General features: G+C 67.2%; 21 protein-coding genes and 1 tRNA gene. 11 read left to right on the top strand and 11 right to left on the bottom strand.

The annotated features are described in order from the left end of the window. Positions 1 to 66 precede the first annotated feature (66 nt). Positions 67 to 681, top strand: coding sequence for a hypothetical protein (locus ACFXHE_RS34045; RefSeq protein WP_379388779.1), 615 nt, complete (start codon positions 67 to 69; stop codon positions 679 to 681). 343 nt (positions 682 to 1024) lie between these two features. Continuing rightward, on the top strand, positions 1025 to 1858 hold the full coding sequence (locus tag ACFXHE_RS34040) for an SAM-dependent methyltransferase (RefSeq protein WP_379388778.1): 834 nt from the start codon (positions 1025 to 1027) through the stop codon (positions 1856 to 1858). 17 nt (positions 1859 to 1875) lie between these two features. On the opposite strand, the gene ACFXHE_RS34035 is transcribed toward ACFXHE_RS34040, so the two are convergent. Beyond that, positions 1876 to 3141, bottom strand: coding sequence for a PucR family transcriptional regulator (locus ACFXHE_RS34035; RefSeq protein ID WP_379388777.1), 1266 nt, complete (start codon positions 3139 to 3141; stop codon positions 1876 to 1878). Positions 3142 to 3404: 263 nt separating this feature from the next. Between ACFXHE_RS34035 and ACFXHE_RS34030 the strand changes: the two genes are divergently transcribed. Further along, entirely contained in the window at positions 3405 to 4742 is a 1338-nt protein-coding gene (locus tag ACFXHE_RS34030) for a cytochrome P450 (RefSeq protein ID WP_379388776.1), read from the top strand. 24 nt (positions 4743 to 4766) lie between these two features. After that, positions 4767 to 6176 (top strand): wax ester/triacylglycerol synthase family O-acyltransferase, encoded by a 1410-nt coding sequence (locus ACFXHE_RS34025; protein ID WP_379388775.1) that lies wholly within the window; start codon positions 4767 to 4769, stop codon positions 6174 to 6176. A gap of 82 nt (positions 6177 to 6258) precedes the next feature. Here the strand turns inward: ACFXHE_RS34025 and ACFXHE_RS34020 are convergent, their stop codons facing one another. Genes ACFXHE_RS34020 through ACFXHE_RS34005 form a run of 4 tightly spaced genes read right to left on the bottom strand, consistent with a single transcriptional unit; the run spans position 6259 to position 10950 of the window. Next, on the bottom strand, positions 6259 to 7281 hold the full coding sequence (locus ACFXHE_RS34020) for an NAD-dependent epimerase/dehydratase family protein (protein WP_379388774.1): 1023 nt from the start codon (positions 7279 to 7281) through the stop codon (positions 6259 to 6261). Beyond that, positions 7278 to 8996, bottom strand: coding sequence for a fatty acid CoA ligase family protein (locus ACFXHE_RS34015; protein ID WP_379388773.1), 1719 nt, complete (start codon positions 8994 to 8996; stop codon positions 7278 to 7280). The genes ACFXHE_RS34020 and ACFXHE_RS34015 overlap by 4 nt, the downstream gene beginning before the upstream one ends. Then, complete coding sequence (locus tag ACFXHE_RS34010) at positions 8993 to 9913, bottom strand: hypothetical protein (RefSeq protein WP_379388772.1); 921 nt, start codon at positions 9911 to 9913, stop codon at positions 8993 to 8995. The genes ACFXHE_RS34015 and ACFXHE_RS34010 overlap by 4 nt, the downstream gene beginning before the upstream one ends. Beyond that, positions 9910 to 10950, bottom strand: coding sequence for a 3-oxoacyl-ACP synthase III family protein (locus ACFXHE_RS34005; RefSeq protein ID WP_379388771.1), 1041 nt, complete (start codon positions 10948 to 10950; stop codon positions 9910 to 9912). The genes ACFXHE_RS34010 and ACFXHE_RS34005 overlap by 4 nt, the downstream gene beginning before the upstream one ends. A 392-nt stretch (positions 10951 to 11342) precedes the next feature. On the opposite strand from ACFXHE_RS34005, the gene ACFXHE_RS34000 reads away from it, so the two are divergent. The 3 genes from ACFXHE_RS34000 to ACFXHE_RS33990 are packed head-to-tail and all read left to right on the top strand — an operon-like array spanning position 11343 to position 16435. Continuing rightward, positions 11343 to 12716, top strand: coding sequence for a cytochrome P450 (locus tag ACFXHE_RS34000; RefSeq protein WP_379388770.1), 1374 nt, complete (start codon positions 11343 to 11345; stop codon positions 12714 to 12716). Positions 12717 to 12718: 2 nt separating this feature from the next. Further along, a complete protein-coding gene (locus tag ACFXHE_RS33995) occupies positions 12719 to 14911 on the top strand; it encodes an MMPL family transporter (protein WP_379388769.1) in 2193 nt (730 codons plus the stop codon). Positions 14912 to 14959: 48 nt separating this feature from the next. After that, positions 14960 to 16435, top strand: coding sequence for a flavin-containing monooxygenase (locus tag ACFXHE_RS33990; protein WP_379388768.1), 1476 nt, complete (start codon positions 14960 to 14962; stop codon positions 16433 to 16435). 14 nt (positions 16436 to 16449) lie between these two features. On the opposite strand, the gene ACFXHE_RS33985 is transcribed toward ACFXHE_RS33990, so the two are convergent. Together ACFXHE_RS33985 and ACFXHE_RS33980 are read right to left on the bottom strand one after the other, a co-directional pair. Further along, on the bottom strand, positions 16450 to 17910 hold the full coding sequence (locus tag ACFXHE_RS33985; protein WP_379388767.1) for an FAD-dependent oxidoreductase: 1461 nt from the start codon (positions 17908 to 17910) through the stop codon (positions 16450 to 16452). Further along, on the bottom strand, positions 17895 to 18050 hold the full coding sequence (locus tag ACFXHE_RS33980) for a hypothetical protein (RefSeq protein ID WP_379388766.1): 156 nt from the start codon (positions 18048 to 18050) through the stop codon (positions 17895 to 17897). Before ACFXHE_RS33980 ends, ACFXHE_RS33985 begins: the two co-directional genes overlap by 16 nt. Before the next feature lie 454 nt (positions 18051 to 18504). On the opposite strand from ACFXHE_RS33980, the gene ppgK reads away from it, so the two are divergent. Further along, complete coding sequence (gene ppgK / locus ACFXHE_RS33975; protein WP_379388765.1) at positions 18505 to 19347, top strand: polyphosphate--glucose phosphotransferase; 843 nt, start codon at positions 18505 to 18507, stop codon at positions 19345 to 19347. Positions 19348 to 19466: 119 nt separating this feature from the next. Next, the gene (locus ACFXHE_RS33970) at positions 19467 to 19730 is read left to right on the top strand and encodes a hypothetical protein (RefSeq protein ID WP_379388764.1); all 264 of its coding nucleotides are present in this window, start codon (positions 19467 to 19469) and stop codon (positions 19728 to 19730) included. 64 nt (positions 19731 to 19794) lie between these two features. On the opposite strand, the gene ACFXHE_RS33965 is transcribed toward ACFXHE_RS33970, so the two are convergent. After that, the gene (locus ACFXHE_RS33965) at positions 19795 to 21495 is read right to left on the bottom strand and encodes an MOSC domain-containing protein (RefSeq protein ID WP_379388828.1); all 1701 of its coding nucleotides are present in this window, start codon (positions 21493 to 21495) and stop codon (positions 19795 to 19797) included. Between the two features lie 263 nt (positions 21496 to 21758). Between ACFXHE_RS33965 and ACFXHE_RS33960 the strand changes: the two genes are divergently transcribed. Beyond that, a complete protein-coding gene (locus ACFXHE_RS33960; protein ID WP_379388763.1) occupies positions 21759 to 22622 on the top strand; it encodes a DUF427 domain-containing protein in 864 nt (287 codons plus the stop codon). A 266-nt stretch (positions 22623 to 22888) separates the two neighbouring features. Here ACFXHE_RS33960 and ACFXHE_RS33955 read toward each other — a convergent pair. Continuing rightward, positions 22889 to 22964: transfer RNA gene (locus ACFXHE_RS33955), tRNA-Lys, on the bottom strand. Between the two features lie 328 nt (positions 22965 to 23292). On the opposite strand from ACFXHE_RS33955, the gene ACFXHE_RS33950 reads away from it, so the two are divergent. Then, positions 23293 to 24495 carry an Ig-like domain-containing protein gene (locus ACFXHE_RS33950; RefSeq protein WP_379388762.1) on the top strand — a complete coding sequence of 401 codons (1203 nt, stop codon included), beginning with the start codon at positions 23293 to 23295 and terminating at the stop codon, positions 24493 to 24495. Positions 24496 to 24589: 94 nt separating this feature from the next. Here ACFXHE_RS33950 and ACFXHE_RS33945 read toward each other — a convergent pair whose 3' ends face one another. Together ACFXHE_RS33945 and ACFXHE_RS33940 are read right to left on the bottom strand one after the other, a co-directional pair. Beyond that, positions 24590 to 24982, bottom strand: a complete 393-nt coding sequence (locus ACFXHE_RS33945) for a hypothetical protein (RefSeq protein WP_379388761.1) — start codon at positions 24980 to 24982, stop codon at positions 24590 to 24592. A gap of 135 nt (positions 24983 to 25117) precedes the next feature. Further along, positions 25118 to 25765: a cyclase family protein gene (locus tag ACFXHE_RS33940; protein WP_379388760.1), complete on the bottom strand. Its 648-nt coding sequence runs from the start codon at positions 25763 to 25765 to the stop codon at positions 25118 to 25120. Positions 25766 to 25860: the final 95 nt, after the last annotated feature.

The raw sequence follows: 25860 nt of genomic DNA, 5'->3' as shown, positions 1-25860 counted from the left end.
ACAGCGGCCATGCAACCAGCGTTGGCCGACCCGGCGAAACCAGCCGTCGTCGGGTACCGAAGCGAGGTGTCCGAAGAGCAGGTCATCACCACGATCGACGTAGGCACCTTCACGCCGGCTGCCGATGGCGGATCCATCGTCGTTTCCGACGATGCCGGGCAGATCGTCGGCCGGCTGCCACTTGCCTTCGCCCTCAACGGAATCCGATACGACATCCGGCACAACATCTCTGCGGGCGGTCGAACTCTGGACCTCGCCCCCGATCTGGCGAGCGCGCAGCCGATCGCATCTCCGCTGGAGAATCAGCTTGCTGCCAACGACAGTCTGGGTGAGTTCGGCGCAGCGCTGGCGCTGGGGCCGCTCGCAGGCGCGGCCGCCGGAGCCATCGTCGGTGCGGTACTCGCGGTGGCGACGTGCGCGGTTCTTGCGGTGGGCTGCCTGGTGACCGGATTGCCGATTATCGGGGTATTCGCCGGTGCTGGTGGACTCGCCGGCACGATCCTGGCCGGACTGGTCGGAGGCGGGTACAGCGGATGGAATTACCTCAATACCCTGACCGCCCCACCGGGACAGAGCAGTTACGCCAAGGACGGCGCGGGCACCGACGGCGCCGGAATCCCCGACTCCCCATTGCGATTCCCGCGGCTGCCCAGCGGTTCCTCTTCGGGCAGCAGTAAGTAGCGGACATCAATTTCTTCCGCCCAGCTCGGCGCCGCGGCCCAGGGGCCGCTGCCGCCACGGCACGGCACGGCCTGTCTCGACTTTCCGGTAGACCACCGGAAAGTCGAGACAAAGGGTGTCGGGCACATCCCGGATGCCGATCCGCTGGGCAGGCGTAGGTGCGCGTCGGGGACACCCGCACCTGCAGTTGGACTTTGATGTCCGGGTGGGAACGATGGAAGCGCCCAGTGCACGACTACTGTCCCGGCGACGGCAATGAGTAATTCGAGCAGACCCAGGTCAGGGCGGTGAGCTCGGAGTTACCATGTTCGAGGTCGAGGGGGATGCATCGAGGGGAGCGTGGATGTCCGGGCCAGCACCTGGTTACCCGAGCGCGATACCGGTCGGAGTGGACGCCACGCGCGCCAGCATCGCCCGCGTCTACGATGCGGCGCTGAACGGCAAGGACAATTTCGAGGTTGATCGCCGGGTATTGGATCAGGTCCGCACGGTGGCCCCCGGCGTCGCCGAATTGGCCTGGGCCAACCGGGATTTCCTGATCCGTGTGTGCCGCTTCCTGGCCAAGGAAGCGGGCATCGACCAGTATCTGGATCTGGGCTCGGGCCTGCCCACCACCGAGAACACCCATCAGGTGGTGCAGCGCGTCAAGCCGGATTCGACGGTCGTCTATGTGGACAACGACCCCATGGTGCTGGCCCACGCCCATGCCCTGCTGGTCGGCAATCCGAACACCTCCATCGTCACCGCCGACATCTTCCGGCCGTTCGAGGTGTTGAAACATCCCGAGGTCCGCGACGAACTCGACTTCACCCGCCCGCTGGCGATGTTCCAGATCGGGACGCTGCACCACTATCCGTCCGACGATGCCGCCGCCCTCATGCGCACCTACATCGACGCACTGCCCTCGGGTTCCTATGTCGCGATCGCCCATTTCTACGATCCGGAGGCCGACGAGTACAGCGATCTGGCCCGCAAGATGGAGGAGAAGTTCGTCCACAGCCCGATGGGCTCCGGCCGCTTCCGCACCCGCGCCCAGATCCAGGCTCTGTTCGGTGACCTGCAGATGATCGACCCGGGCCTGGTGCTCTGCGACGACTGGTGGCCCGACGGCCCCCGCCTGGCCCCCCTGAACGCCGTGCGGCACTGCATCGTCGGCGGCGTCGGCTTCAAACGCTAGCCGGTTCGCGCATGTCGTCACATAGCCGATCCGTCACCGGGATCCGGAACGACGGGAGCCGGGTAGAGGTGGTGGATGGTGAGGGCGGCGGCGAGGAGCCGGGAATCGTTGGGGTCGCTGGGATCCAGGCCGGTCAGTTCGGCGACACGGCGGAGGCGGTAGCTGAAGGTGTTGGGGTGGACGTGAACCACCGCGGCGGCGGCCTTGCGGTCCGCGGAGCCGTGCCGGATGTGGGCGTCGAGGGTTTCGAAGAGGTGGGGGTGGCGCAGGATCGGGGCGATGCGTTCGGCCAGGCGGTCTCGGGCGGGGCCGGGGCGGGTGAGCTGGTATTCGAGCAGTAGATCGTCGAGGCGATAGGCGCCGGTGTGGCGGCCGAGCAGGCGGGCGAGTTCGGCCAGATCGGTGGTCTGCCGCGCCGCGCCGGGCAGGTCGGCACGGTCGATGCCCTGACATTCGGCGAGGAAGACGTCGACGCCGAACTGTTCGGCGAGGCTCGCCGCCAGGCGTTCGAAGGGACCTGTGCCGATCCCGGGGGCCGGACGAGATCTGCTGGGCAGCAGGGCGATTCCGTTCGATCCGTCGAAGGTATTGAGGACCGTCGTCCCGAGCAGCGCGTCGAGCGCCTGCTGGAACTGCCGGATCCGGCGGCGGGTGACCATGGTGTCGGCCACCAGGACCAGCGGGTCTGGGCGCAGGTGGAAGGTGAGGACGTCGTAGCGGTCCGCCAGCGCCATGTCGGCGCGGGCCGCCAGTTCCTCGACCGGCGCGCCACGCAGCAGGGCCGAGCACAGGGCGCGGCGCGCCTCGCGTTCGACCGTGTAGATGGACTGCTCGACGTCGGAGTGCACCTCGGAGATGGTGATGGTGATGTGCATGAGCGCCTCGAGCACCCGCTGGCCGATCGCCATGATATCGGGCAACTCGTGCGGCTCCGCGGTCGCGGCGACCTCGTCCCAGAGATAGCGGGCGCCGCCGAACAGGCCGGTCATGAGCTGGCGCACGGGGATTCGGTCCTCGGCGTGCCGCTCCACCACCGGGACGACGTACTCCGCGACCTCTTCGGCGGTGATCACGCGCCGCTCCTCGATGGCCCGGATGAACGCCACCGTCCCGGCCAGCAAGCTGGGCATGACATCGGCGAAGTGGTCCTCGGGCAGATTCTCGAGGCCGGGCACCGCGCCCAGCGCGGCTTCGAAGATGCCGGCGGCAATCTCCGGGAGCCGCGGCAGCAGGCGGGCCAGGACGGGCGAGTCATCACCCAGTGGGGGAACGAGGGCGAGCATCTGCCGATTGTCACCAAGAACAGACTCGAGCACCAAGGAGTGTGTGCGAAATACCAATCGGCACAGCATCATCCCTGGTCGCCATGACACCAAACAGTTGCTTGGCAAGGGGCGCAGTCGCTTTCACTCGATTTCAGGTCAATTAGTTTCGCGAAACCAAATTGCACCGCATTTCTTGTCTCCGAATGCAAAGCAGTTCTTCACCTTTCGCATTCGAGCCAATTCGCGGTTAAGCTCCTGTAGTGTCCCTCTCGACTTCTCGAATGGTGTCAGTGGACGATCTACCGGGGCCCAGAGGATGGCCACTGGTCGGCAATCTCCCGCAATTGACACCCTCCCTGCTGCATCGCCAATTCGACTCCTGGAGCGACGAATACGGGGCGTTGTACCGGGTCGGCATGCCCGGTCGGCGGATCGTGGTGGTGAGCGATCCCGAACTCAATCGAGAGATCCTGCGGGACCGCCCAGGCGGCTTCCGGCGGCAGTCCGCCATCGAGTCGGTCATGGACGACATGGGCTCCAACGGCCTGTTCTCCCTGGAGGGCGAGGCATGGCGGCGGCGGCGCAAGCTGGCCATGCCCGCCTTCAACGCGGCTCACCTACGCGGCTTCCAGCCCACCCTGGAGACCATTACCGAACGCCTGCGCCGGCGCTGGGAACGCCGGTCCCCGGAGGATGTGCGCGCCGAATTGACCCGCTACACGGTCGATGTCACCGCCAAACTGACCTTCGACTACGACATCAACACCATCGAAGAATCCGGCGACGTCATTCAGCGCCATTTGGAGCTGATCTTCCCCATCCTGAATCGCCGGCTCGCCACGCCGTTCCCATACTGGCGCTATGTGAAGCTGCCCGACGATCGGGCCCTCGAGCGCGCATTGGCGGCCCTGCGGCAGGATCTCACCGCCGTCATCGCCCGTGCCCGCGCGAATCTCCCCGAGCGGCCCACGAATTTCATCGAGGCGTTGCTGCTGGCGCAGGACGGCCGCGGCTCGTTCACCGATGACGAGCTGTTCGCGGAAGCGCTCACGATCCTCATCGCGGGCCAGGACACCACCAGCAATGCCATGGCCTGGCTGCTCTACCACCTGGCCGGGAAACCCGAAGTGCAGCAGCGGATTCGGGAGGAGATCGCCGAGATCCCATCGGTGCTGGACCGGCAGCCCTACCTGGAGGCGGTCGCGGCCGAATCCATGCGGCTGCAGCCCACCACGCCCCTCATCGGCATGGAGGCGATCGTCGACCGGACCATCGCCGGGGTGCACATCCCGGCTGGAACCTGGGTCGTCGTCAATGTCCAGCACGCCGGCCTGCAGGCGGAGAACTTCAGCGAGCCACACGCTTTCGATCCCGATCGCTGGCTGAACGAGGGCCCCGGCAATCACCGGCCCGACGCCTCCACCCCGTTCGGCTCCGGCCCCCGCTTCTGCCCGGGCCGCGGCCTGGCCATGCTGGAGGTCAAGAGCGTCACCGGCATGGTGTGCCGCAACTTCGACATCGCGCTGCCGGCGAATAGCGAACCACCCAGGGACCGTTTCCATTTCGCCGTCATCCCGACCGGAATGCGGCTGGATATCACACCTCGATCGGCCCACTGACTCCCGAGCACGAAAGGATCACGCATGGCGATCAAGCGGCTGTCGGTCACCGACGGCGTCTGGCTGTCCCTCGAATCACCCGATATGCCCATGCATGTCGCATTCCTGCTGGAGTTCACCGTCCCGGACGGGGATGCGGCCCGCTTCGTCCGGCGCTGGCGCGCACAGGTCGTCGCGCCGATCGCGGTGCCGCAGCCGTGGAATCTGGTGCCGGTCAGCGGTCCGCTGACCCGCCTGGTGGCCCTCATGCGCGAGGCCGCCGAGGTCGATCCGGCCGACCACATCCGGACCTGGCAACTGAACCGGCCCGGTGACCGACGCGAACTCGTCGAGCTGGCCGCCCGCATCCACCGCGAACAACTCGATGCGACCCGGCCGCAGTGGGAGATTCACCTGGTCGAGGGCCTGGCGCCGGACCGCTTCGCCCTCATTCTCAAGGTGCATCACAGCCTGTTCGACGGCGCGTCGCTGATGCGGCTGTTCACCGACACCTTCTCGACGGATCCGGCCGACCGGGACACATCGAACCTGTTCACCGTCGGCCGCGTGAATCCGGCTGCGCCGCAGCGGGTTCCGTCCGCGAGTCGGTTGCTGACCCTGCTCGCGACGCTGCGGGGCGTGCTCGAACTGGTGCGCGGCATCGGCACGGCGGGCCGCGACGCCCTGCGCCGCGCCCGCGGCCGGACCCCGGCGCAGCGGGCCTACCAGCAGCCCGCGTCCATCTTCGACGGGCCGATCACCGGCCGCCGGGATCTGTCCCTGCGCCGCTATGATCTGGGCCGGTTCAAGCGGCTGGCCAAGGCCGCCGACTGCACGATCAACGACATCGTGCTGTATCTGGTCGGCACGGCCTTGCGCGACTACCTGACCGAACATGCGGAGCTCCCCGCACGCCCGCTCACCGCCGGAGTCCCCGTGGACCTGCGGGAAGGCGACGACGACCGGGTGGGTACCCGCGCGGGCATGATGTTCACCGCGCTGGGTACCGATATCGCCGACCCTGCCGAGCGCCTGGCTGCGGTCCGCGCGGCCATCCGCGCCGCGAAGCAGGAGATGGCGGGCCTCCCGGCCAATACGGTCATCGGCTACGGCCTGGCCGTCACCCTGCCGTGGATCATGGGACTGACCTGGGGCCGCACCGACACTCCGGCCTCGCATCCGATGGGCATCTCCAATGTTTCCGGACCGCGAAATCCGTTGTACTGGAACGGCGCCCGGCTGGAGTCGCTGTACCCGATCTCGCTGCTCATGCACGGCAACCCGTTCAATGTCACCTGTGTGGGCTACCTCGACGCGCTGCACTTCGGCGTGCTGGGGGCGGCCGACAAGCTGCCGGCGATGGAGTACCTGACCGACGGTTTGGACGCCGCTCTCGACGAGCTGACCGCGCTGCTGTTGCCTGCGGAGGAACGCGCGCTGCCGTCTGCCGGGTGAGACGAAACGACAACGCTCCCGGTCCATTCCGGACCGGGAGCGTTGCGCTGTCCTGGTGAGCAGACCAGGACAGCAGGGGAAATCAGGACGGCAGTGCTGACAGTCCGCCGATCGATTCCGCCCACGCCACATAGCGATCCAGCCCGTCGCGCAGGGAAATCATGGGGGCATAGCCGAAATCGCGCCGGGCCGCGCCGGTGTCGTAGGTGCTCGACACCGTGAGCGCCGCGACCGTCCAGCTGGACAGCGGGGGCGCGACGCGCGACTGCAGTCCGGGGATCTTCCAGACGGTGTCGAAGACCGCGATGATGCCGTCCAGCACCGGTTTCGGAATGGTCCGGGTCGGCGGTGCCAGGTCGAAGGCCCTCGCCAGATCGCGGGCGAAGCCCCACAGGTCGACGTCCTCGGCGTCGGCCAGGAAATAGGGCTTCCCGGCCACCCCGTCGGACCGCGACGCCTGCACGCACGCGCGAGCGGCATGCTCGCAGTAGGTGATCGACACCAGCACCGGCTTGCCGCCCGACAGATCGGGTAGGCGGCCGGAGCGAATCTTGTTCAGCAGCAGCGTCATCCAGCCGCCCGAGCGCGGCCCCCAGATCATCCGGGGACGCAGCGCGCAGGTGGTGAAGTCGGGCCCGTTCGCCGCCAGCACCTCACGCTCGGCAATTGCCTTGGTCTCGACGTAGTAGCTCTTCGGGTTGCGCACATAGGGTTCGGACTCGTCGATGCCGAACCGCTCGCGATCGTATTCGGTGGCCACACTCGGGCTGCTGACGAAGACGAATCGGCCCGTGCCGGCGCGCCGCGCGGCATCCATGAGCCGCCGGGTGCCCGCGACATTGGCCTCCCAGAACTGGTCGCGGTGGCCGGTCTCGGCCACCCGGCCGGCGCTGTGGTGCACCACGTCCACGCCCTTGCAGGCCGCGGTGAGCGACTCCGGGTCGCCGAGGTCGCCGTGCACGATCTCGACCTCGGGCAGCGAGCGCAGATAGCCGAGATCGGCGGTGGGGCGGGCGAGTACGCGCACCTGGTCGCCCGCGGCCAGGGCCTGGTCGACGATGTGGCTGCCGAGGAATCCGGTGCCGCCGGTGACGAGGACTTTCATCGCTGTTTTCCTTCACTGTCGTAGCCGAGGCGGGCGCCGGCCCACTCCGACAGCACCTCGCGGCCGATCTTGGCGTTGTGCCGGATGTCGACCGGGAAGCCGTCGTGCCGCAGGAAGGTGCGGATCGGCGCGGTGATCTCGTGGGACTCGGCCAGTCGCCGCAATTCCCGTTCGATGCGGGGGCCCGCGCCGCGATCGACGCCCGCGCGCGGCTCGTAGCAGAGCACCGGCACCTGCGGGCCGGCCCGGCCGACGCCGACCAGCGCAGTGCGGTGGACATCCGGGTGGGTAGTGAAGATCTGTTCGCACTGCACGGTGAACAGGTCCCCGGCGCTGGTGCGTACCCGCTGGGAGATGCGGCCGCAGAACCACAGTCGGTCGTCGGTGTCCCGCCAGGCGAGGTCGCCGATGCGGTGCCAGCGGCGCAGCGTGCCGTCGGGTAGCCGTTCGTCGATCTTGGCGCGCGCATCGGCGGCCGGATTGTCGTGGTAGCGCTGACTGACCTGCGGTCCGGCGGCGACGATCTCACCGATTTCGCCCGGCGCGACCTCCAAATCGTCTGTCCAGAGCGGTATTTCGTCATCGGTGATGCGAATGATCCGCACTCGGGTATCGCTGTCGGACTCCGGCAGTGCCCGTCCCACGCAGGTGCCGGCCCCGTCCCGGGTCCGCTCCCGCAGCGTTTCGAGCTCCGACCACTCCAGGGTGGTCAGCGGAAGCGCCTCGGTCGCACCGTAGGTGGTGAAGACCCGGGCCCGCGGTCCGAGCGCGTTGCGCACCGCGACCAGCGCCTCCAGGTTCGCGGGCGCACCCATCGAAATGACCGTGGTGAGGCTGGGCAGCTCGCTTCCGGTCCGGTCCAGATAGGCGCCGAGGGGGCCCAGCAGGGCGGGCGAGGCGGTCAGATCGGTGATCCGGAAGGCGCGGGCCACCTCGACCAGCAGCGCGGGATCGGCCTGCGACACCTTCACCGGATCCACCGGCCCGAGCACCACGTGCGCGCCCTGCATCAGATCGAACAGCCCGAACAGCGGCACCGTCGCCAGTGAGACGAAACCGTCCGCGCGATCGTGCAGATCGGTGACCACCCGCAGCGAGGCGGCGAAGCCCGCGCGGGTGAACTCCACCCCCTTGGCGGGGCCCGTGCTGCCGGTGGTGAACCCGATCATCAGTAGATCCCCGGGCGCGTGGGCGATCGCGACCGGCGCGCCCACGCGGCCGCGCTCGGCCAGCTGCGCCAGTGTGTAACCGCCCCAATAGGAGCGAGCGCCCGCCGTGACATGCACGCGCACCGAGCGGAAGGTGCGACGCGCGGCGATCCGGATCAGGTGGGCCTCCGGAACGCCGATGAACGCCTGTGCGCCGACACTGCGGAAGCAGTGCAGCATGCGATTCACGCCCATGCCGGGGTCCACTACCACCGGCACCGCGCCCACCCGGAACAGCGCGAAGATCACCGCGAACAGATCCGGGTCGGGCCGGACCATCACAATCGTCTTGACGCCCTGGGTGATTCCGATCTCGGCGAAGGACCGCGCGTAGGCGTCGATCCGCTCGCCGAGGTCGGCGAAGGTCAGCGCGTCGAAGGCGGCGCTGACGCCGACGCCGCCCGCGCCGCCCAGAGGCCGGGTCCGATAGCTGACGGCGGGCAAATCGGCGTACTTCTCGATCTGGCGCGCCAGCAGCAGATCCGGATCGTCGAGTACCGGATTCACGCGGCCCCTTCCACTCGGTAGCTCACGCATCCGGCCATCGGACCCGAACCCGCCGCCAGGAATACCAGCTCGGCGCCCGGCGTCAGCGCGCCCTGCTCCCGAAGTTGGTGGTAGGCAATGGCCAGGCCCGAGCTTCCGGCGTCGCGGTCGCCGGTCATCGCCTGGTAGCCGCGGGCGAATCCGAATTCCTCCGCGAGTTCGCTCGCAAGTCCGGGCACCGGGTTATTGGTGACCAGAATGCTATTGCCCGTGTCGATTTCGGGCTGATCGGCCAGGTAGCCGCGCAGCGTGTCGGCCGCCGTCGCGGTGATCACCGTGTCGTAGTCGGGCGCGACCTCGACCGTAATCGTCTGCTGCCCAGCGTTTCCCATGGCTTTCAGGTCCAGATATCCGGCGACGCCCGGATTCGCGCCCGCCGCCCGGACGCGCACCGGGGAAATACGTAGCGGGCCGAAGCCCGTCTCCCGATCCACCCCCTTGCTCAGCAGCCAGGCCGAGCCGACGGTCGCGTACCGGAAGTCGTCCGGCCGGTGGGCGATTCCGCCCGGGTGCGCATCACTGCCGACGACCAGCACCCGTTGCGCGGTGCCATTGGCCAGCAGCGCGGTCGCCGCGTGCACGGCGTTCAGCACCCCGCACGCGCCATTGCGCAGGTCGAACGAGAAGGTGGAGCGGCCCGATCCCGCCTCGTAGTCCAGGTGCATGCGCAGCCCGAGCTGGATGAGCGCGGAGTTCGCGGGCTCGACCACATTGCTGTCCCGATAGACGCCGACATTGACCAGCACGTCGATATCGCCGGGCTCGATTCCGGCCCGCTCCAGGCATTCCCGGCCCGCGGCCACGGCATGGTCGATGGTTCCCGCGGTGACCGGGGCGGCGCTGATCGCGGATTGTTCGATGACAACAGACATGTTCATCCCACCAGAGAATCGAGAGTGGCCGACATGACGCCGAAGATCATTCCGGAGGCGGTCGGCACCACGCAGATCTTGGAACCCTTCGGTATTTCGCCCCGCGATATGTAGTCGTATATCGCGAGGAAATGCGTGCTGGCACCGGTGTTCGCGTATTTGTGCACGGTCGCCAGCCGCGGCGGCATTTCCGCCTCGTGGATCTTGGCGCCGGATTCGGCCAGCTTCTCGGTGAAGGCCACCCCGAGTTGATGGAAGACGATGAAATCGAACTTCTCGTCGGCGAAGGTGGTGCCGCGCTTGACGAGCCGATCGCGGTGCAGTTTCGCCCAGGTTTCCCGGCGTGGGGCCGCCTGCATGGTCATATTGTCGGTCAGCATGATCATGTTCTCGGAGGCGTCGCTGGGCTTGGCGATACACAACGGTGAGAACTCGGCGCAGGTGATCATGTCCACGTAGTGGATGCGGTCGTGTTCATCCTCGGCACGGTCCACGATCACCGCGACGGCGGCGTCGGCCAGGGTGAGCGCCGGGAACTGCAGATCGCGCGCGTCCTTGGCCTCGGCGAGTGCGCCCTCGGTGACCGGGGAGATGATCTCCGCCGTCACCACCATGCCGGTGCGCACCAGACCGGCGCGAATCATGTTCTCCAGCAGGTAGATCGCGGTCATGGTGCCACCGCAGGCATTGACGACGTCGTAGCCCATGGCATGGTCCGCGCCGATCCGGCGGGCGATCTCGTGGGCGGCGGCGGGCTCGAACACCATGTGGAACCCGTCGTGCACCGTGGTGCCGGCGCTGATGATCACATCGAGGTCGGTGGCCTCGTACCGCGAGCGCGCCAGGCAGTCCTGCGCGGCGCGTGCGCCGAGCGAGAGGCTGTCCTCGCCCACGGACCGGTCGACCATGCGCCGGGTGCGAATTCCGGTGATCCGCTCGACTTCGAATTGCCCGCCGCTCGACATTCGGGCCAGTACTTCGTCGGTGGTGTATTCGCGCTGGGGGAGAGCGGCTCCCAGCGCACCGAGGCGCGCGGCACTCACAATCGTGACTCCCGATCGTAATGGGATGGATGGAACTGGCGAGTGGGCCGTCCATGTGAATCGAACGAGGCGAACAGTGGCTCGGTTCGGATTCCACGGACGCTAGAGACGAGCGCCATACGGTGTCAAGGAGACTCGGTCCCGAGAGCGACAGACATCACCCGGAGGCGGTGTCATATCGAATGCCACTGCTCCCGGAAAACCAATAGCGACAATGGATTTTGGCTCCGGAGACAAAGACGAAAGTCCGGTTGCGACAGCATGGAATTCCTGGTTACTCTGGCCGAGACCGGCACCCTACCGGCAATCGACAGTCGGGCCATCGCCCGCAATTACCAAGAGTCCGCGCGTCGTCGCGCGATCCGGCCCGCCAGATTTGGAGCACCTTCGCGATGACATCCACCGCCACCGTTACGCCGATCGCGCATCGCGCGGCGCCCATCGCGCCCGGCGCGGTCCCGCTGCTCGGCCACTGGCCGCGGTTCGGCCGCCGGCCCTACCGATTCCTGTCCACGCTCTCGTCGGTGGGACCGGTTGTGCGCGTGCGGATTCCCGGCTACGACACCTATGTCGTCACCGATCCCGAGCTGGTCCGCGAGGCGTTCGTGGCGCTGTCGGACCAGGGGCTGATGATCGAACGCGCCGAGGCGCTGCTCGGTGAGGGCGTCACCGTGCTCCAGGGCCAGCGGCATCGGCGCGAACGGCGCATGATCGCACCCGCCTTCGCGAAATCGCGGATCGCGCGCTACGCGGCGGTCATGACACGGCTCGGGGCGGAGCGCGCCGCGTCCTGGCGCAACGGTGATTTCCTCGCGGTCAACGAGCAGATGCACGACCTGGCGCTGCGCACCGTGGCCGGATCGCTGTTCAACGGCGAACTCGGTTCCGAGACAGCCGAACACATCCACCGCCTGTTGCCGCCGGTCATGACCCTGCTCTCCCGGCGCGTCACCCGGCCCGCCTGGATCGACCGGCTGCCGCTGCCCGGCAATCGCCGGTTCGACCGCCTGGTGGTGGAGATGAAGGCGGCCACCGGCACCATTATCGCCGCGTACCGCGCCGAACTCGCCGCGGATCCGGACCTCGATCACGGTGATCTGCTCGACACGCTGCTCAAGGCCCGCGACGAATCCGGGGGTGCGCTCACCGACTCCCAGGTGCACGACGAGCTGATCAACTTCCTGGTCGGCGGCACCGAGGCCATCGGGGTGACGCTGGCCTGGGTGTTCCACGAGCTCGGCCAGAATCCCGAGGTGGAGGCCGCGCTGCACGCCGAGGTGGACGCCGTGTTGCGCACGCAGGGGGACCCGCGGGCCGCGGAGTTCGGCGACCTGGCCGAGCTCGAGATCACCAAGCGCATTGTGCTCGAGACGTTGCGCAAGTACTCGCCGTGGCTGACGGTCCGGCACGTGCCCGCCCCGTACACCCTCGGAGATATCGAAATCCCGGGTGGCAGTATGCTTTTCGTCTGTCCGGTGGCAGTGCACCGAGATCCCGTCGTGCATCCCGATCCGCAGCGTTTCGATCCGGACCGGTGGCTGCCCGAGCGGATGGCGGACATGTCCAAGGGCGCGCACATCCCGTTCGGCATGGGCGCCCGGCAGTGCCCCGGAAACGTGTTCGCGCTCACTGAGATCGCCCTGCAGGTGGCGACCATCTGCGCCCGCTGGCGGCTGCGGCCGGTGCCGGGTATTCCGGTGCGGGAGACCGTGATCGGCGCGCTGGTGCATCCGGAGAAGCTGCTCATGCGGGCGGAGGCGCGCTGACCGTGGTGCGATTCGTAGTGCGCAGGCATCGTGCGGTGCTGGTCGTCGCCGGGGTGCTGGCGGTGCTGGCCGGACTGGCGAGCACCACACTGTTCGGCAAGCTGCAGGGTGGCGGATACTTCGACCCGAGTGCGGAATCCAGCACCGCCGCCGATGCGCTGCGGGACCACTTCGGGCAGGGCGCGCCGAACCTGGTGTTGCTCGTGGACGCCGGCCGGACCATCGATGATGCCGAATCCACGTATGCCGCAACGGAACTTGTGCGGCGTCTGCAGGCCGAGTCCGATGTCTCCGGGGTGATGTCGTACTGGACCTCGGGGCACTTGCCCGCGCTGCGCGACAAGACCGGCCGTCAGGGCCTCATCGTCGCGACGATCATGGGCGATGAGATGCGGATCGACCACCGGATCGCCGATCTGGCACCGGAATTCGGCGGTACGCACGATGGGATCGAGGTCCGGGTCGGCGGGTACGCCATGATGATGCACGAAACCGTGCAGCAGGGGCAGCAGGACGTGGCCGCCGGTGAGGCCGTGGCGTTTCCGCTGACCCTGATCGCGCTGCTCGTGGTCTTCGGGACCGTGGTGGGCGCGGCACTACCGCTCATCACCGGAACCGTCACCACCATGCTCACCATGGGTGTGCTCTGGCTGCTGGCCGAGTTCACCGAATTGTCTTCCACCGCAACCAATGTGGCCTCACTGCTCGGGCTGGGCCTGGCGATCGACTACAGCCTGCTGATCGTCAATCGGTATCGCGAGGAGCTCGCCACGGCCGCCGATCCGCGCGCGGCGCTGATCACGACCATGGGGTCCGCGGGGCGGACCGTGGCCTTCTCCGCGCTGACCGTGGCCGTCGCGCTGTCGTCCATGCTGATCTTCCCGCTGCTGGCGGTGCGCTCGATCGGGTATGCCGGGATCGCCGTGGCGCTCACCGCCGCCGTGGTCTCGCTGACGGTCTTGCCGGCGATTCTGCTGGTGGCGGGCGATCGCATCGACAGGTTCCGGATCGGCCGGAAACGGTTGTCCGGCAGCGACTCCCGCGCGCTGGACCAGGGCTTCTGGCATCGGCTCGCGACAATGGTCATGCGGCGGCCGATTCCGGTCGCCACCGTCACGGTGGCGTTGCTGCTCGCCCTGGGGCTGCCGTTCCTGCGTTTCCACCCCGGCTTTCCCGACTATCGGTCCATGCCGGCGGGGTCGTCCGCGCGGCAGGTGGCCGAGACCGTACAGCGCGATTTCGATGCGGCAGAACTCAGCGGACTGTTCGTGGTGCTGCCGGACAGCGGGACCGGGGTCGCCGAGTACGCCGTGGCGCTGTCGTCGCTCGACGATGTCGCACGCGTGGATACCGCGACGGGCAGCTACATCAGGGGCGCGCTCGCGATACCCGCCACCCCCGCCCATCACCGGTTCGAAACCGGCGATGCCGCTTACCTTTCCGTGGTGCCCGCCACCACGGACCCGCGGACGGTGGACGCCGTCATCCGCGCTGTCCGCGCCACCCCCGCACCGTCGCGGGCGCTGGTCGGCGGGGTGGACGCGGCCAATATGGACGCCATCCACGCCCTGACCGCGCGAGCGCCCTTCGCGCTCGGCTTCGTGGTGATCGCCATGGCGCTGCTGCTGTTCCTGCTGACCGGCAGCGTGCTGGTGCCGGTGCTGGCGCTGATCCTGAGCGCGCTGAGCCTGACCGCCACCTTCGGCGCACTGGTGTGGATCTTCCAGGAGGGCAGGCTGTCCGGGCTGCTCGGGTTCACCCCCACGGGCGACCTGTCGGCGGTGGTGCCGGTCATGCTGTTCGCCGTCGCCTTCGGGCTGGCCATGGACTATCAGGTCTTCCTGCTGGCCCGCATCCGTGAGGAGTACGAGAACACCGGGGACGCAACGGCCTCGGTCGCGATCGGGCTGGAGCGGATCGGCCGCATCGTCACCGCGGCCGCGGTCCTCATTTCCATCGTGTTCCTGGGCTTCCTCGCCTCCGACATCACCTTCATGAAGGCCTTCGGCATCGGGCTGCCGCTGGCGGTGCTGGCCGACGCCACCGTGGTGCGCGGATTCCTGCTCCCGGCGACGCTGCGCCTGGGCGGACGCTGGACCTGGTGGGCTCCGCGACCACTGCGCCGCTTGCACACCCGATTCGGACTCCGCGAAGGCGGTGCCGCGCCGGCCGAAGTCGCGGCCGTCTCCGCCTGACGATTCGCCGCCCATCACTACTTCTCATTCACGAACCGAGGTGCCCGCATGTCCGAGTCCTCCTCCGGCCCCGACCGTTACGACGTTGCTATCATCGGCACCGGTTTCAGCGGTCTGGCTGTGGCGATCAATCTCCGCCGTCTCGGCATGGACAACTTCGTCCTGCTGGAGCGGGCCGATGCCATCGGTGGCACCTGGCGGGACAATGTCTATCCCGGATGCGCGGTCGATGTGCCCTCGGTGCTGTATTCGTATTCGTTCGCACCGAATACGGAGTGGACGCGCCTCTACGCGCCCCAGCCCGAGCTGCGCGCATACACCGAGTCGGTGGTGGATCGCTTCGATCTGCGACGGCACGTGCAGCTGAACATTGAAGTGGCCGAGGCGGATTTCGACGAAGCCACCGCGGAATGGGTGATCCGCCTGAGCGACGGCCGGACGGTGCGGGCGCGTGCCGTCGTCATGGGGTACTTCTCACTGCACACCGCCGCCATCCCCGACATCCCGGGCCGCACCGAATTCACCGGTGCGCAAATGCATTCGAGCGCCTGGGATCGGGACTTCGAGCCCGCCGGCAAACGCATCGCCGTGGTCGGTGCGGGCGCGAGCGCCGTGCAGATCGTGCCCGCCCTGGCGCGCACCGCCGGAGGGGTGGTGTCCTTCCAGCGCACCGCCGCCTGGGTGCTGCCCCGCGGCGATCGCCCCATCCCGCCGGCGGTCCGGACCCTGTTCCGCCACATCCCACCGCTGCGACTCGCCGCCCGCGGCTTCGTCTTCGCCTTTCTGGAGGCGCTGCACTTCGCCGAGTTCCATCCCCGCCTGGTGCGACTCTACGAGCGAATCTGCCTGGCCGCCTTGCGGCATCAGGTTCCCGATCCCGAGGTGCGCCGAAAGCTGGTCCCCGACTACCGCTTCGGCTGCAAGCGCCCGATGGTGTCCGACGAGTACTACGCCGCCTTCGCCCGGCCCACCGTCGACCTCGTCACCGAGAAGATCATCGAGATCACCCCCGCCGGCCTGCGCACCGCCGACGGCGCCCACCACGAAGTCGACGCCATCGTGTGGGCCACCGGCTTCCACGTCCAGGACTCCATTGCCCGCTTCCCCGACTTCCGCACCGAAACCACGTCCACTCGAAAGAAATTCACCGAGGACGGCTTCACGGCCTACCGCGGCATAGCCTTCGCCGGCCTCCCCAACCTCTTCGCCGTCACCGGCCCCAACACCGCCCTGCCCCACACCTCCCAATTCCTGGCCATCGAACCCACCGCCCGCCTCATAGCGCGCACCATCAGCCATATGCACACCCACGCCGTCACCCGCTACACCCCTGCGCAATCCGCCGAACGCGCCTGGGTATCCCGAGCCCGCACTCTCCTCAGCACCCGAATCTGGTCCACCGGCGGTTGCACCAGCTACTTCATAGACCCCGAAGGCACCAACACCCTCACCTACCCGGGCGGCACCTGGACCCTCCGCCGCGACCGCCGCCACCTCCGCCTCGAGGACTGGCAGCACGTCTGAGCATGACCACGGGCTCAACTCTTTTGGGTCCAGAAGGCTAGGGTGTCGCGCCAGCCGTGGTCGGCGGCGGTGCGTCCGGCCCAGGCGATGTAGCCGTCGGGACGCACCAGCAGGGCGGGGCCGGTGTCGGTACGTTCGGCTTGGGTGAGATTCGTTGCGACGGGGGCGGTGCTGCGTTCCCGGATGAGGACGAAACCGGGTGTGCGCTGTAGCACGGTGAGCCGGTCCCCCCGCAGGGGAGTCTCCGTGGCGCGGGTTCCGACCAACGGAGACTGGCCGCGGCCGGACGGGTAGCGCAGGGTAACTCCGGCGAAGCTGCCCGCGATCGCGTCCGAGATCGGGCCGAAGCCGAGCACTTTCGGGGCGATGCGGTCCCGCATCCAGCGCGCGACGCGCGGTTTCACCGTGACCGCGCGCATCATCGCGCCGCTCTGTCGCAGGACACGGCGGCCGATAGGGTGGCGTTCGGCGTGGTAGGTGTCGAGCACCGCGTCGTTCGCGCCGCCGAGGACGGCGTCCAGTTTCCAAGCGAGATTGGCGGCATCCTGGATGCCGGTGTTCATGCCCTGCCCGCCCATCGGGGAGTGCACGTGTGCGGCGTCGCCTGCGAAAAACACACGTCCGGAACGGTATTCGTGGATCTGGCGCTCATCGCAGTGGAAGCGGGAACGCCAGCTGATCTCGGCCACGCCGACATCACGTCCCATCGCCCGCGTGAGCACGTCCTCCACCTCGCGCTCGTCCACCGGCTCGGAGTCCGGCAGCTGGTTGCGGCGATCCCAGGTCATCGACCGGTACCAGCGGGAGCCGGAACCGTCGCCGTAGGGGACGAGGAATCCGAAGCAGTCGCGAGTGTCGCCGAGCGTCAAAGCCACACCGGCTGGTCCATTGGTGAGCAGCACATCGGCCAGCACCACCGAGGACAACACCGACTTGCCCGCGAATTCCACCCCGAGCAGGGTTCGGATGGTGCTGTGGGCACCGTCGGCGGCCACCAGATACGGTGCGCGCCAACGGGTTGTCTCGGTGTCCACCGATGCGTCCCTGTGCTGGGTCGTCACCGTGACACCGTCGCGATTCTGCACCAGGCCGACGACCTCGACACCGCGGCGGATATCCGCTCCCTGTGCTTCGGCATAGCGGGCCAGGGCCCGGTCGACATTGATCTGCGGCGTGATCAGCCCGCAGCGGTACCGCGAGGGCAGATGAGTCAGATCGACCTTCGCGCCCGCGAACAGGTTCACCGCCGGTGTAGTGCTGCCCTGTGCGAGTAGATCCTCGGCCAGACCGCGGGCGTCGAGGACCTCCAGGGTGCGAGCCATGGTCGCGAATGCCCGGCTGGCCGGGTTGATCTGCGGCCATCGCTCCAGCACGGTCACCGACCGTCCGGCGCGAGCGAGATCACCGGCGGCCGTCATGCCGGTGGGGCCACCACCCACCACGATGACATCGGCAGAGTTCACAGGCGTGTCCACGACTGCTCCTCGACCGCGGCGATTCCGTGGCAGGCCATCGGAATGTCTTCGGCGTCAGCCGCCGAACCGAGCATTCGATACGCCAGACCGAGCAATCGTGCCCGATGCCGCACGAACATTTCGACCGCCCCTGCCGCCATATCGCAAGCATGACAGGGGCACAGCCAGTCATACGCCGGCTTTACGCGCCTCACCGCCGATCTCGACCCCGAGACCATCGAGGCCACCGTGCACGCCTACCAGCACAGCAGCATGCAGATGGGTGTGCACGCACCTATGCCGGGGTCGCCCGCTTTTGCAGGTAGCAGGAATATCGGTCCGGGGGAGAGAATAGAAGCTTGATGTTATGTGCACAATCAATATTGGGGGTATGTCCCTGACATGCGCCGTGTCCGTTCAGCGGGGTGCCCGAAGCGGGCAGTGCCGTTGTGAATGAACTCTTTGCGCCCTTTGTTGGAATACGGGCAGCCTCCCGAAAACACTGCCTCGATATTCGATTCGTGACCAGGGGACCCGATGAAACCCACAGTAATGACCAGGCCGGAATCTGTGGGACGAGCCGACCCCGGGCCGCCGCCACGTACTGGAGTATCCATGACCGATACCACTGCTTCGGTCGCCGAAACGCCGAGCCAGGCTGGGCCGCATCTCTGGGGCTTCGGCATCGACGTGGGCGGTAGCGGCGTGAAGGGCGGCGTCGTCGATCTCGGCACCGGGCGGCTGATCGGCGACCGCTTCAAACTCCCGACCCCGCGGCCGGCTACTCCGGAGGCTCTCGCCGATACGATCCGCGAGGTGGTGAAGCACTTCCAGTGGGACGCGCCGCTCGGTGTCACCTATCCGGGCGTGGTCAGTGGCGGCGTAGTCCGTACCGCCGCGCACCTCGACAAGTCTTGGATCGGAGTGAACGCCCAGGAGGTGATCAGCGCCGAACTCGGCGGACAGCCGGTGACCTTGCTCAATGACGCCGACGCGGCGGGATTGGCCGAAGTCCAGTTCGGTGCCGGCAAGGACAAGGACGGCGTCATTGTGCTGCTGACGTTCGGCACCGGCATCGGTTCGGCGGTGATCCATGACGGGGTGTTGTTGCCCAACACTGAATTCGGTCACATCGAGGTCGGCGGAATGGAGGCCGAGTGCCGGGGCGCCGTGTCGGTCAAGGAAAGGCACGCCTGGAGCTACAAGCGGTGGGCCCCGGAGGTGACGAAGGTGCTGGTCGCCATCGAAAACGCGATCTCGCCCGACCTGTTCATCGCAGGTGGCGGGGTCAGCCGCAAGGGCGACAAATGGATTCCGTTGCTGAAGAACCGCACGCCGGTGGTGGCCGCCGCGTTGCAGAACACCGCGGGGATCGTAGGGGCAGCGGTGGCTGCGCATGCCGATCCAACGCACGCAACCAGCCCGCTCGGCGGCAGCGGTCGTCTTCGCTGGGTTTGACAGCCTCGACGCCCCCAGCTGCAGGAAATTCGTCTTCTGCACCCGCTGCGGTGGGCGGCCAGCCAGGTTCGGACCGATTCATCTCGGTGATGTCCGATCAGATCCGTCGTGTCGATCGGGTGGTGCTGTGGCTGGCAGCCGTTCTGTTCAATGCGATCCGGGAGTACGCGCGTCGAGACCACCGGCTGCTGGTCGCAACCATCGATACTGCTGGAGCGCGGGCGATCGGCTGGCGATTTCGTCTCGCCCTGGCCTGGATCGGCAGCGGAGTCCTGCTGGGTGCCCTGCTTCCTGTTCTCGGCCTCGCCGTAATCGCCGCCTTCATTTGCTTCTACTGGCTGCCGATCCCGGGCGAGAGTGACAAGGCGAAACAACGGCGATGACCGTGGCGGTCAGGCGCAACCGGGTCATGGTCGGTGCGCGGAGAATTGCGAGTCGGTCGGGCTGTCACAGATCCAGCACGATGTCGCTGTCCGGGCGGGCACAGCAGATCAGTATCTGACCGTTGTCGGGGGCTTCCAGCGGGTCCGGTAGGTAGCTGGTGGCTCCGGCCAGGAGCGAGGTGATGCAGGTGTGGCATACGCCGGTGCGGCATGACCACCGGGTGGGCACGTCACAGGCCTCGGCGAGTTCGAGCAGTGATCGCGTTTCGAACTGCCAGCGCGTCGACAGGCCACTGCGGGCGAATGTGACCGAGGGCCCGGTGCCTGGCGTACCTGGTGGTTGATGGGGTGGGGTGCTCGACACGGTGGTCACCCCCGGGTTGATCGGTGTCCGTGTCCCGAATAGTTCGGTGTGGATGCGTGTGATCCCCAGTTTGGTTAGGGCTTCGCCGATATCGGCCATGAAGCGTTGCGGCCCGCATATGTAAGCCGTGGCGGCCGAGGGCAGATCGAGGGTGGCGAGCGTTTCGGCGGTCAATCGGTGGGGCGGAATCCCAGCGGCCGGAGCAGTGTGGAATACGTGCTCGTGGGTGGTGGGTAGTGATCGCAGCAACTGGTGTGCCTCATCGGCGAACGCCTGCTGGTCGCTGTTGCGCGCGGTATGCAGCCACCACACGTCACGGTCGCTGTGGTGGGCGGCGAGTTGGTGCAGCATCGCGAGTACCGGCGTGACGCCGATGCCCGCGGATACCAGCAGCACGGGTTCGGTGCCCGCCGTGAGCACGAAGTCACCGCGAGGGGCAGCGACCTGAATGATGGTGCCGGTGTGCAGTCGAGTGTGCACGTAAGTGCTGACCAGTCCCTCACGTTTGACACTGATGCGGTAGGTGCCGCTGCCGGGTGCCGAAGACAACGAGTAGCTGCGGACGGGCGCGGGGTCACCTGCACCGGGGAAGCGGAGTGTGAGGTACTGGCCGGGCAGCGCGCTGGGCAGGCCGGCTCCGTCAGCTGCCGCGAGGTACACCGAAGTTATGGTCGAGCTTTCGCGGACGATATCGACAACCTTCATCGCACGGAAGCCGCTCCAGCTCGGTTCGACACCGATGGTCGGCGCGGCGGGGCGCTCGCTGGTCAGTAACTCCCGGAACGATTGCCGCCAGCCCGGGCTGAGTGCCGGAATATCGAGTGCCGTCTCCAGGTCGTTCGGATCGCGGTCGGGAAGATAAAGCAGTGCATCGATCGCGGCGACACTCATCCGGTGCCCGCCACGGCGGGTGCGGGTGATCTGGTCGCCGGCCTGAACCCGCCCCTCGGTGATCACTCGGAAATAGAAGCCCGGCCGGTGGTGGGCGACCAGCAGTGCTGCCAATGTCGGTATGCCGAGCCGCATTCCGACGCGAAAGCAGGTGACCCGGGGTTGGGTCACTTCGAACTCGGCCTCTCCGATCCGGTACCGGTCGCCGATGCACACATCCTGGTCGCTGAGCCCTGCCACGGTGAAGTTTTCGCCGAACTGGCCGAACTCGTACCCGGTGTGCCCGAAGTAGTGCTGCCAATACCGGATCGAGTCGATTTGGTACACGAGCACAGCGCGCTGTTCGCCACCGTGGCCGTCGAGGTCGCCCTGGCCATCACCGTCGATATTCAGTTTGCGCACCATCACCGAACCACCGACCGGTGACTTGAATATTCCGGTGTGGACCGTTCGTCCTTGCCAGGCAACATCTTTGGGCATACCAACGTTGACCGAGAGCAAAGAAGCCATGGGTTTCGTCTCCGCGGTTGTTGCTGTATTCAAGCTACTCCGGCGGACCGTCATGTCCGAGGCTGTCGCGAACGCTCGGCGTCGACGACAATCGGCCGGATTACGCTGGTAGCCATACCGGCAGGGCCTGGACAGTGCGATGAGTCGAGCGGGTCGCTCGCGGACCTCACTACGACCATCAGGGCGTCGGAAACGGTTGAGCGACCGATTGCTCGGCCCCATCGGAAGTACTTCGAGCGCGTCCGAGTGGAGGGAGCTGAGTTATGGGACTGTCATGGCAGCAGGGACCACTTTCACCGAGATCGGTCGGCCGGTTCCTGACCGAGCAGCCGCTACCCGAGCGGCTGCTGTTCGCAGAGCCACTGCGTCGCCGCATGCGTGTGCGGTTCGGTGACGAGTGGATCTCCGAAAGTGACGATGTGGTCCTGCTGCACGAGCCGGGTCACTATCCGGTGGCCTACTTCCCGCTCGATGGTGTCGAAGATGGTGTCTTGCGGCAGACGGATCGCCGAACACAGCACCACGATCTCGGCACGACGGCCTGGTTCACCGTGACGGCGGGAGACCGCAGCGCCGAGCGGGCCGCCTGGCAGCACATCGAGTTGCCCGACTACGCGAGCGAGTTGCGCTATCGCGTGGCCTTCGCTTGGCGTGCAATGGACGCCTTTTACGAAGAGGACGAGCGGATCGTCGGCCATGCCGCCGACCCGTATCACCGTAACGACATCCGCGCCACAGCACGACATCTGGTCGTCCGCGACGGGCACCGCACCATCGCCGACGCCGGCCGACCAGTGGTGCTGTACGAGTCGGGATTCGCGCCCCGCTGGTATGTGCCGAGAGAGGACGTCGACGAAACGGAACTGACACCCGTGGATGGTCAAACCTTCTGCCCTTACAAGGGCCTGGCCAGCTACTACGACATCGGCGAGCACAGGCGCGCCGCATGGTCGTACCTGGATGCATGGCCGGAGGTAGGTCGCGTACGCGGGTTGGTGTCGTTCGAGCCCGACAAGATCGAGGTCTACCTCGACGGCGATCGCCTCCAACTCGAACCTGGCCAAGCGGTCGTCGCGCACGGCATCGACCGCGGTCTGGAACCCGACGAGATCCTCGCGCGGCGATAAGCCGTCGACAAACGAACCAGCCGCGCGACCAACGTGGCAGCGTGTCCTTCACGTCCGTTTCAGCGGCGCGTCGCGGTGCTGGTGCAATGCGTCGGACCCCATGGAAACGGGCAGTTGTGGTCTGCTTCCGCGCCGAACCCTCTGGGCCCGAACGGCGCTCGACGCAACAGCATCTGATCGGAGCGGTTGGTGTGAAGCGTAGTGTGCAGTGCCAACGAGAAAAGCCCCTCCCGTTCAGCATTGCTGCTGTTGGAAGGGGCTTTTCGTGGTGCGCCATCAGGGACTCGAACCCCGAACCCGCTGATTAAGAGTCAGCTGCTCTGCCAATTGAGCTAATGGCGCGTGTTACTCCCCAGGGGGCTTGGGCTTTCGCTTGGGCCGCTCTGCGGTGCGAGAAGAACATTAACAGGGTGGAGTACGGAAAGTGAAATCGGGTGTCTGAGCTGCGGGTTTGTGGAGGGTTGGGGAGTTGTTAACGCGGCGGGGGTGATCACGGATGTTTCGGACGAAGCCCCTTTGGGCGGGACGCTTGGTTGGAAGCCGGGGTGGTTGTGACTGCCAGGTCGGGGGTCTCGGTCGGCTGGGGTGGGCGTGGTGATCGAACAGGCGTGGTCGGGGCCGGGAGTTGTGCGGTGGCCGGTTGTGCACCGAGACGTGAAGCGGGGTTGTGATGAGTGAAGGTCGGGGGCGGCGAGGGCTGCTGGGTGTCGGGGTGGTGGTGTCCGTGCTGGCGTTGGCGCTGGTCGGGTGCTCGTCGGGAGGTAAGGGTCAATCCTCGACGGTGGCAATCGATTCCAATCCCATCGGCGAGCTCATGAAGCCGAAGCTGATCTCACCGGTGAAGGACGGCGACAGAGGGGTGTCGCCGGGGGAGCTGACGTTGAAGGTGGAGGATGGCCGGCTCACGACCGTGGCGCTGACCAACCCGGACGGCAAGCCGGTGCCGGGTGAGCTGGCGGCGGATGGCCGTTCGTGGCGGCTGACCGAGCAGTTGGCGTTCGGGCGCACCTACGGGTTGAGCGTCGACGCGATCGGCCTTGGCGGCGCGACCAATTCGACTATGAGTTTCACCACTATCTCGCCCAATAACCGCACCCATCCGTACCTGTTGCCGGCGGAGGACGACGTGGTCGGTATCGGCCAGCCGGTGGCCGTGCAGTTCGACGAGAACATTCCGGATCGCCGGGCTGCCCAGGCGGCGATCAAGATCACTACCACGCCCGCGGTGGAGGGCGCTTTCTACTGGGTCAACAATCGCGAGGTGCGCTGGCGGCCGCAGAACTTCTGGGCCCCGGGCACCAAGGTCGACGTCGCGGTGAGCGCGTACGGCCGGGATCTCGGCAACGGCCTGGTCGGCGACAGTGACATCCATTCCAGCTTCACCGTCGGCGACGCCACCGTCTTCACCGCCGACGACGACACCAAGATGGTGACCGTCGAGCGCAACGGCGAGGTGATCAGGACCATGCCGACCTCGATGGGCAAGAACTCCACACCCACCGACAACGGCGTCTACATCGTGGGCGACAAGTTCGACAAGATCATCATGGATTCCTCCACCTACGGCGTCCCGGTGAACTCGCCGGCCGGGTATCGCACCCCGATCGACTGGGCGACGCGGATCTCCTACTCCGGCATCTTCTTCCACTCGGCCCCGTGGTCGGTGGGCGCACAGGGCTCGGTCAACACCAGCCACGGCTGTCTGAATCTGAGCCCGGCCGACGCCAAGTGGGTGTACGACAATGTCAAGCGCGGCGACATCACCATCGTCAAGAACACCGTCGGCGGCACGCTGTCCGGCCTGGACGGGCTGGGCGACTGGAACATTCCGTGGGAGCAGTGGAAGGCCGGCAACGCCGACGACAGCCGCTGATCCCGACGCCCGCCGCTGATCGCGGACGCGCCGAAGGGGCATCAGCGTGTTCGCCGATGCCCCTTGGGACGCGCTCGATCTCGGGGGTGGGAGGTCAGCCGATGGTCCCCGGCCCGATGCCGCCGCCGCCATTGAGGTTGCCGCAGCCCAGTCCCGCGTAGCCCGCGAGCGCCGCCGCGCTGCCGGCGACGGTGCAGCCGCCCTTCGAGGAGCCCGTGGTCGCCGAACCGGTCGCGCCGCCGAGCTTGATGGCGGAGGACCCGAAATTGACATCCGACTCGATAGGGTTGCTGTCCGCGGTCGGGTCGGTAGTCGTGCCCGGCGTGGTAGTCGTGCCCGGCGTGGTGGTGCCCGGGGTGGTCGTCGTGGTGCCGGGCGTGGTCGCGGTCTGCGAGGCGTCGGTGAGAACGATCTCCGCAGACGCGGCGGGCGCGGCGGGCAGAATGGCCGCAACGGCTAGCAAAGTGGTTACGGCATAGCGGTTCACGTGCGAAGTCCTTCGGATCGAGCATGGGTCGGGGCCCCGACTCCCCGGTGTCCAGAGCAGTGTACGAAGATCGCGTGACCCGCGCCGCAAAATGCGACACACTGGTGTTTCTGTCACACTCCGAGACGCGCTGTCTCAGCCGCCGAGACGCGCCACGGCCCGCACCGGAGCGCCGTCCGCACCGGGCAGGTTGAGCGGGAACATCGACACCTCGACCCGCTCCCCGGCCTGCTGCGCCGCGAGCACCTCGTTCAATCCGGTCAGATTCTCGGCGATGACCGCGTTCGCCCCACACAGAATCCGGTGCACCGGGATCTCCTCGGTGGGCGTCGGGTCGACACTGAGCGCGTCGATTCCGACCGTCCGCACGCCCGCTGCGATCAGATACTCGGCCGCCTCCACGGTGAGATGCGGATGGTTCAGGTACGTGTGGGTGCCCCAGTGCCGCGACCAGTCGGTGGCGATGAGCACGATCTGCCCCGCCGCCACCCGGTCCGCGAAGTACTCGCGCCCGATCACCCCGCCCGCCCCGGCCGCCCGCGCGTCGATGACCACGCCCGGACCGGTGAACCGGTCCAGCGGCAGCTCGTCCAGCGCCGGCAGCGAGTCGTCGATATGTCGCGGCGCGTCCACGTGCGTGCCCGTCTGCGACCCGAGATCGAGGTGCAGCACGTTCACCCCGTCGGCGGCCACGGTGAGCGCGGGCCGGATGGTGACCTCCGGATCGCCGGGATACACCTGCATACCGGACCGAATCGGTACCGAAAGATCGATGATGCGCACTTTCCGCCTGCCTCCCTGTGGATTTCACGCGATGATGACAGTCACCAAGATCGAATACAGTCGCCGATGAGGAATTCGAGAATCGCTATGTCTGC

This window comes from Nocardia sp. NPDC059229 (genome assembly GCF_042754165.1).
Lineage (GTDB): Bacteria > Actinomycetota > Actinomycetes > Mycobacteriales > Mycobacteriaceae > Nocardia.
Note: the sequence above shows the minus strand (reverse complement) of the source record. Positions and strands in the feature narration are given on the sequence as shown.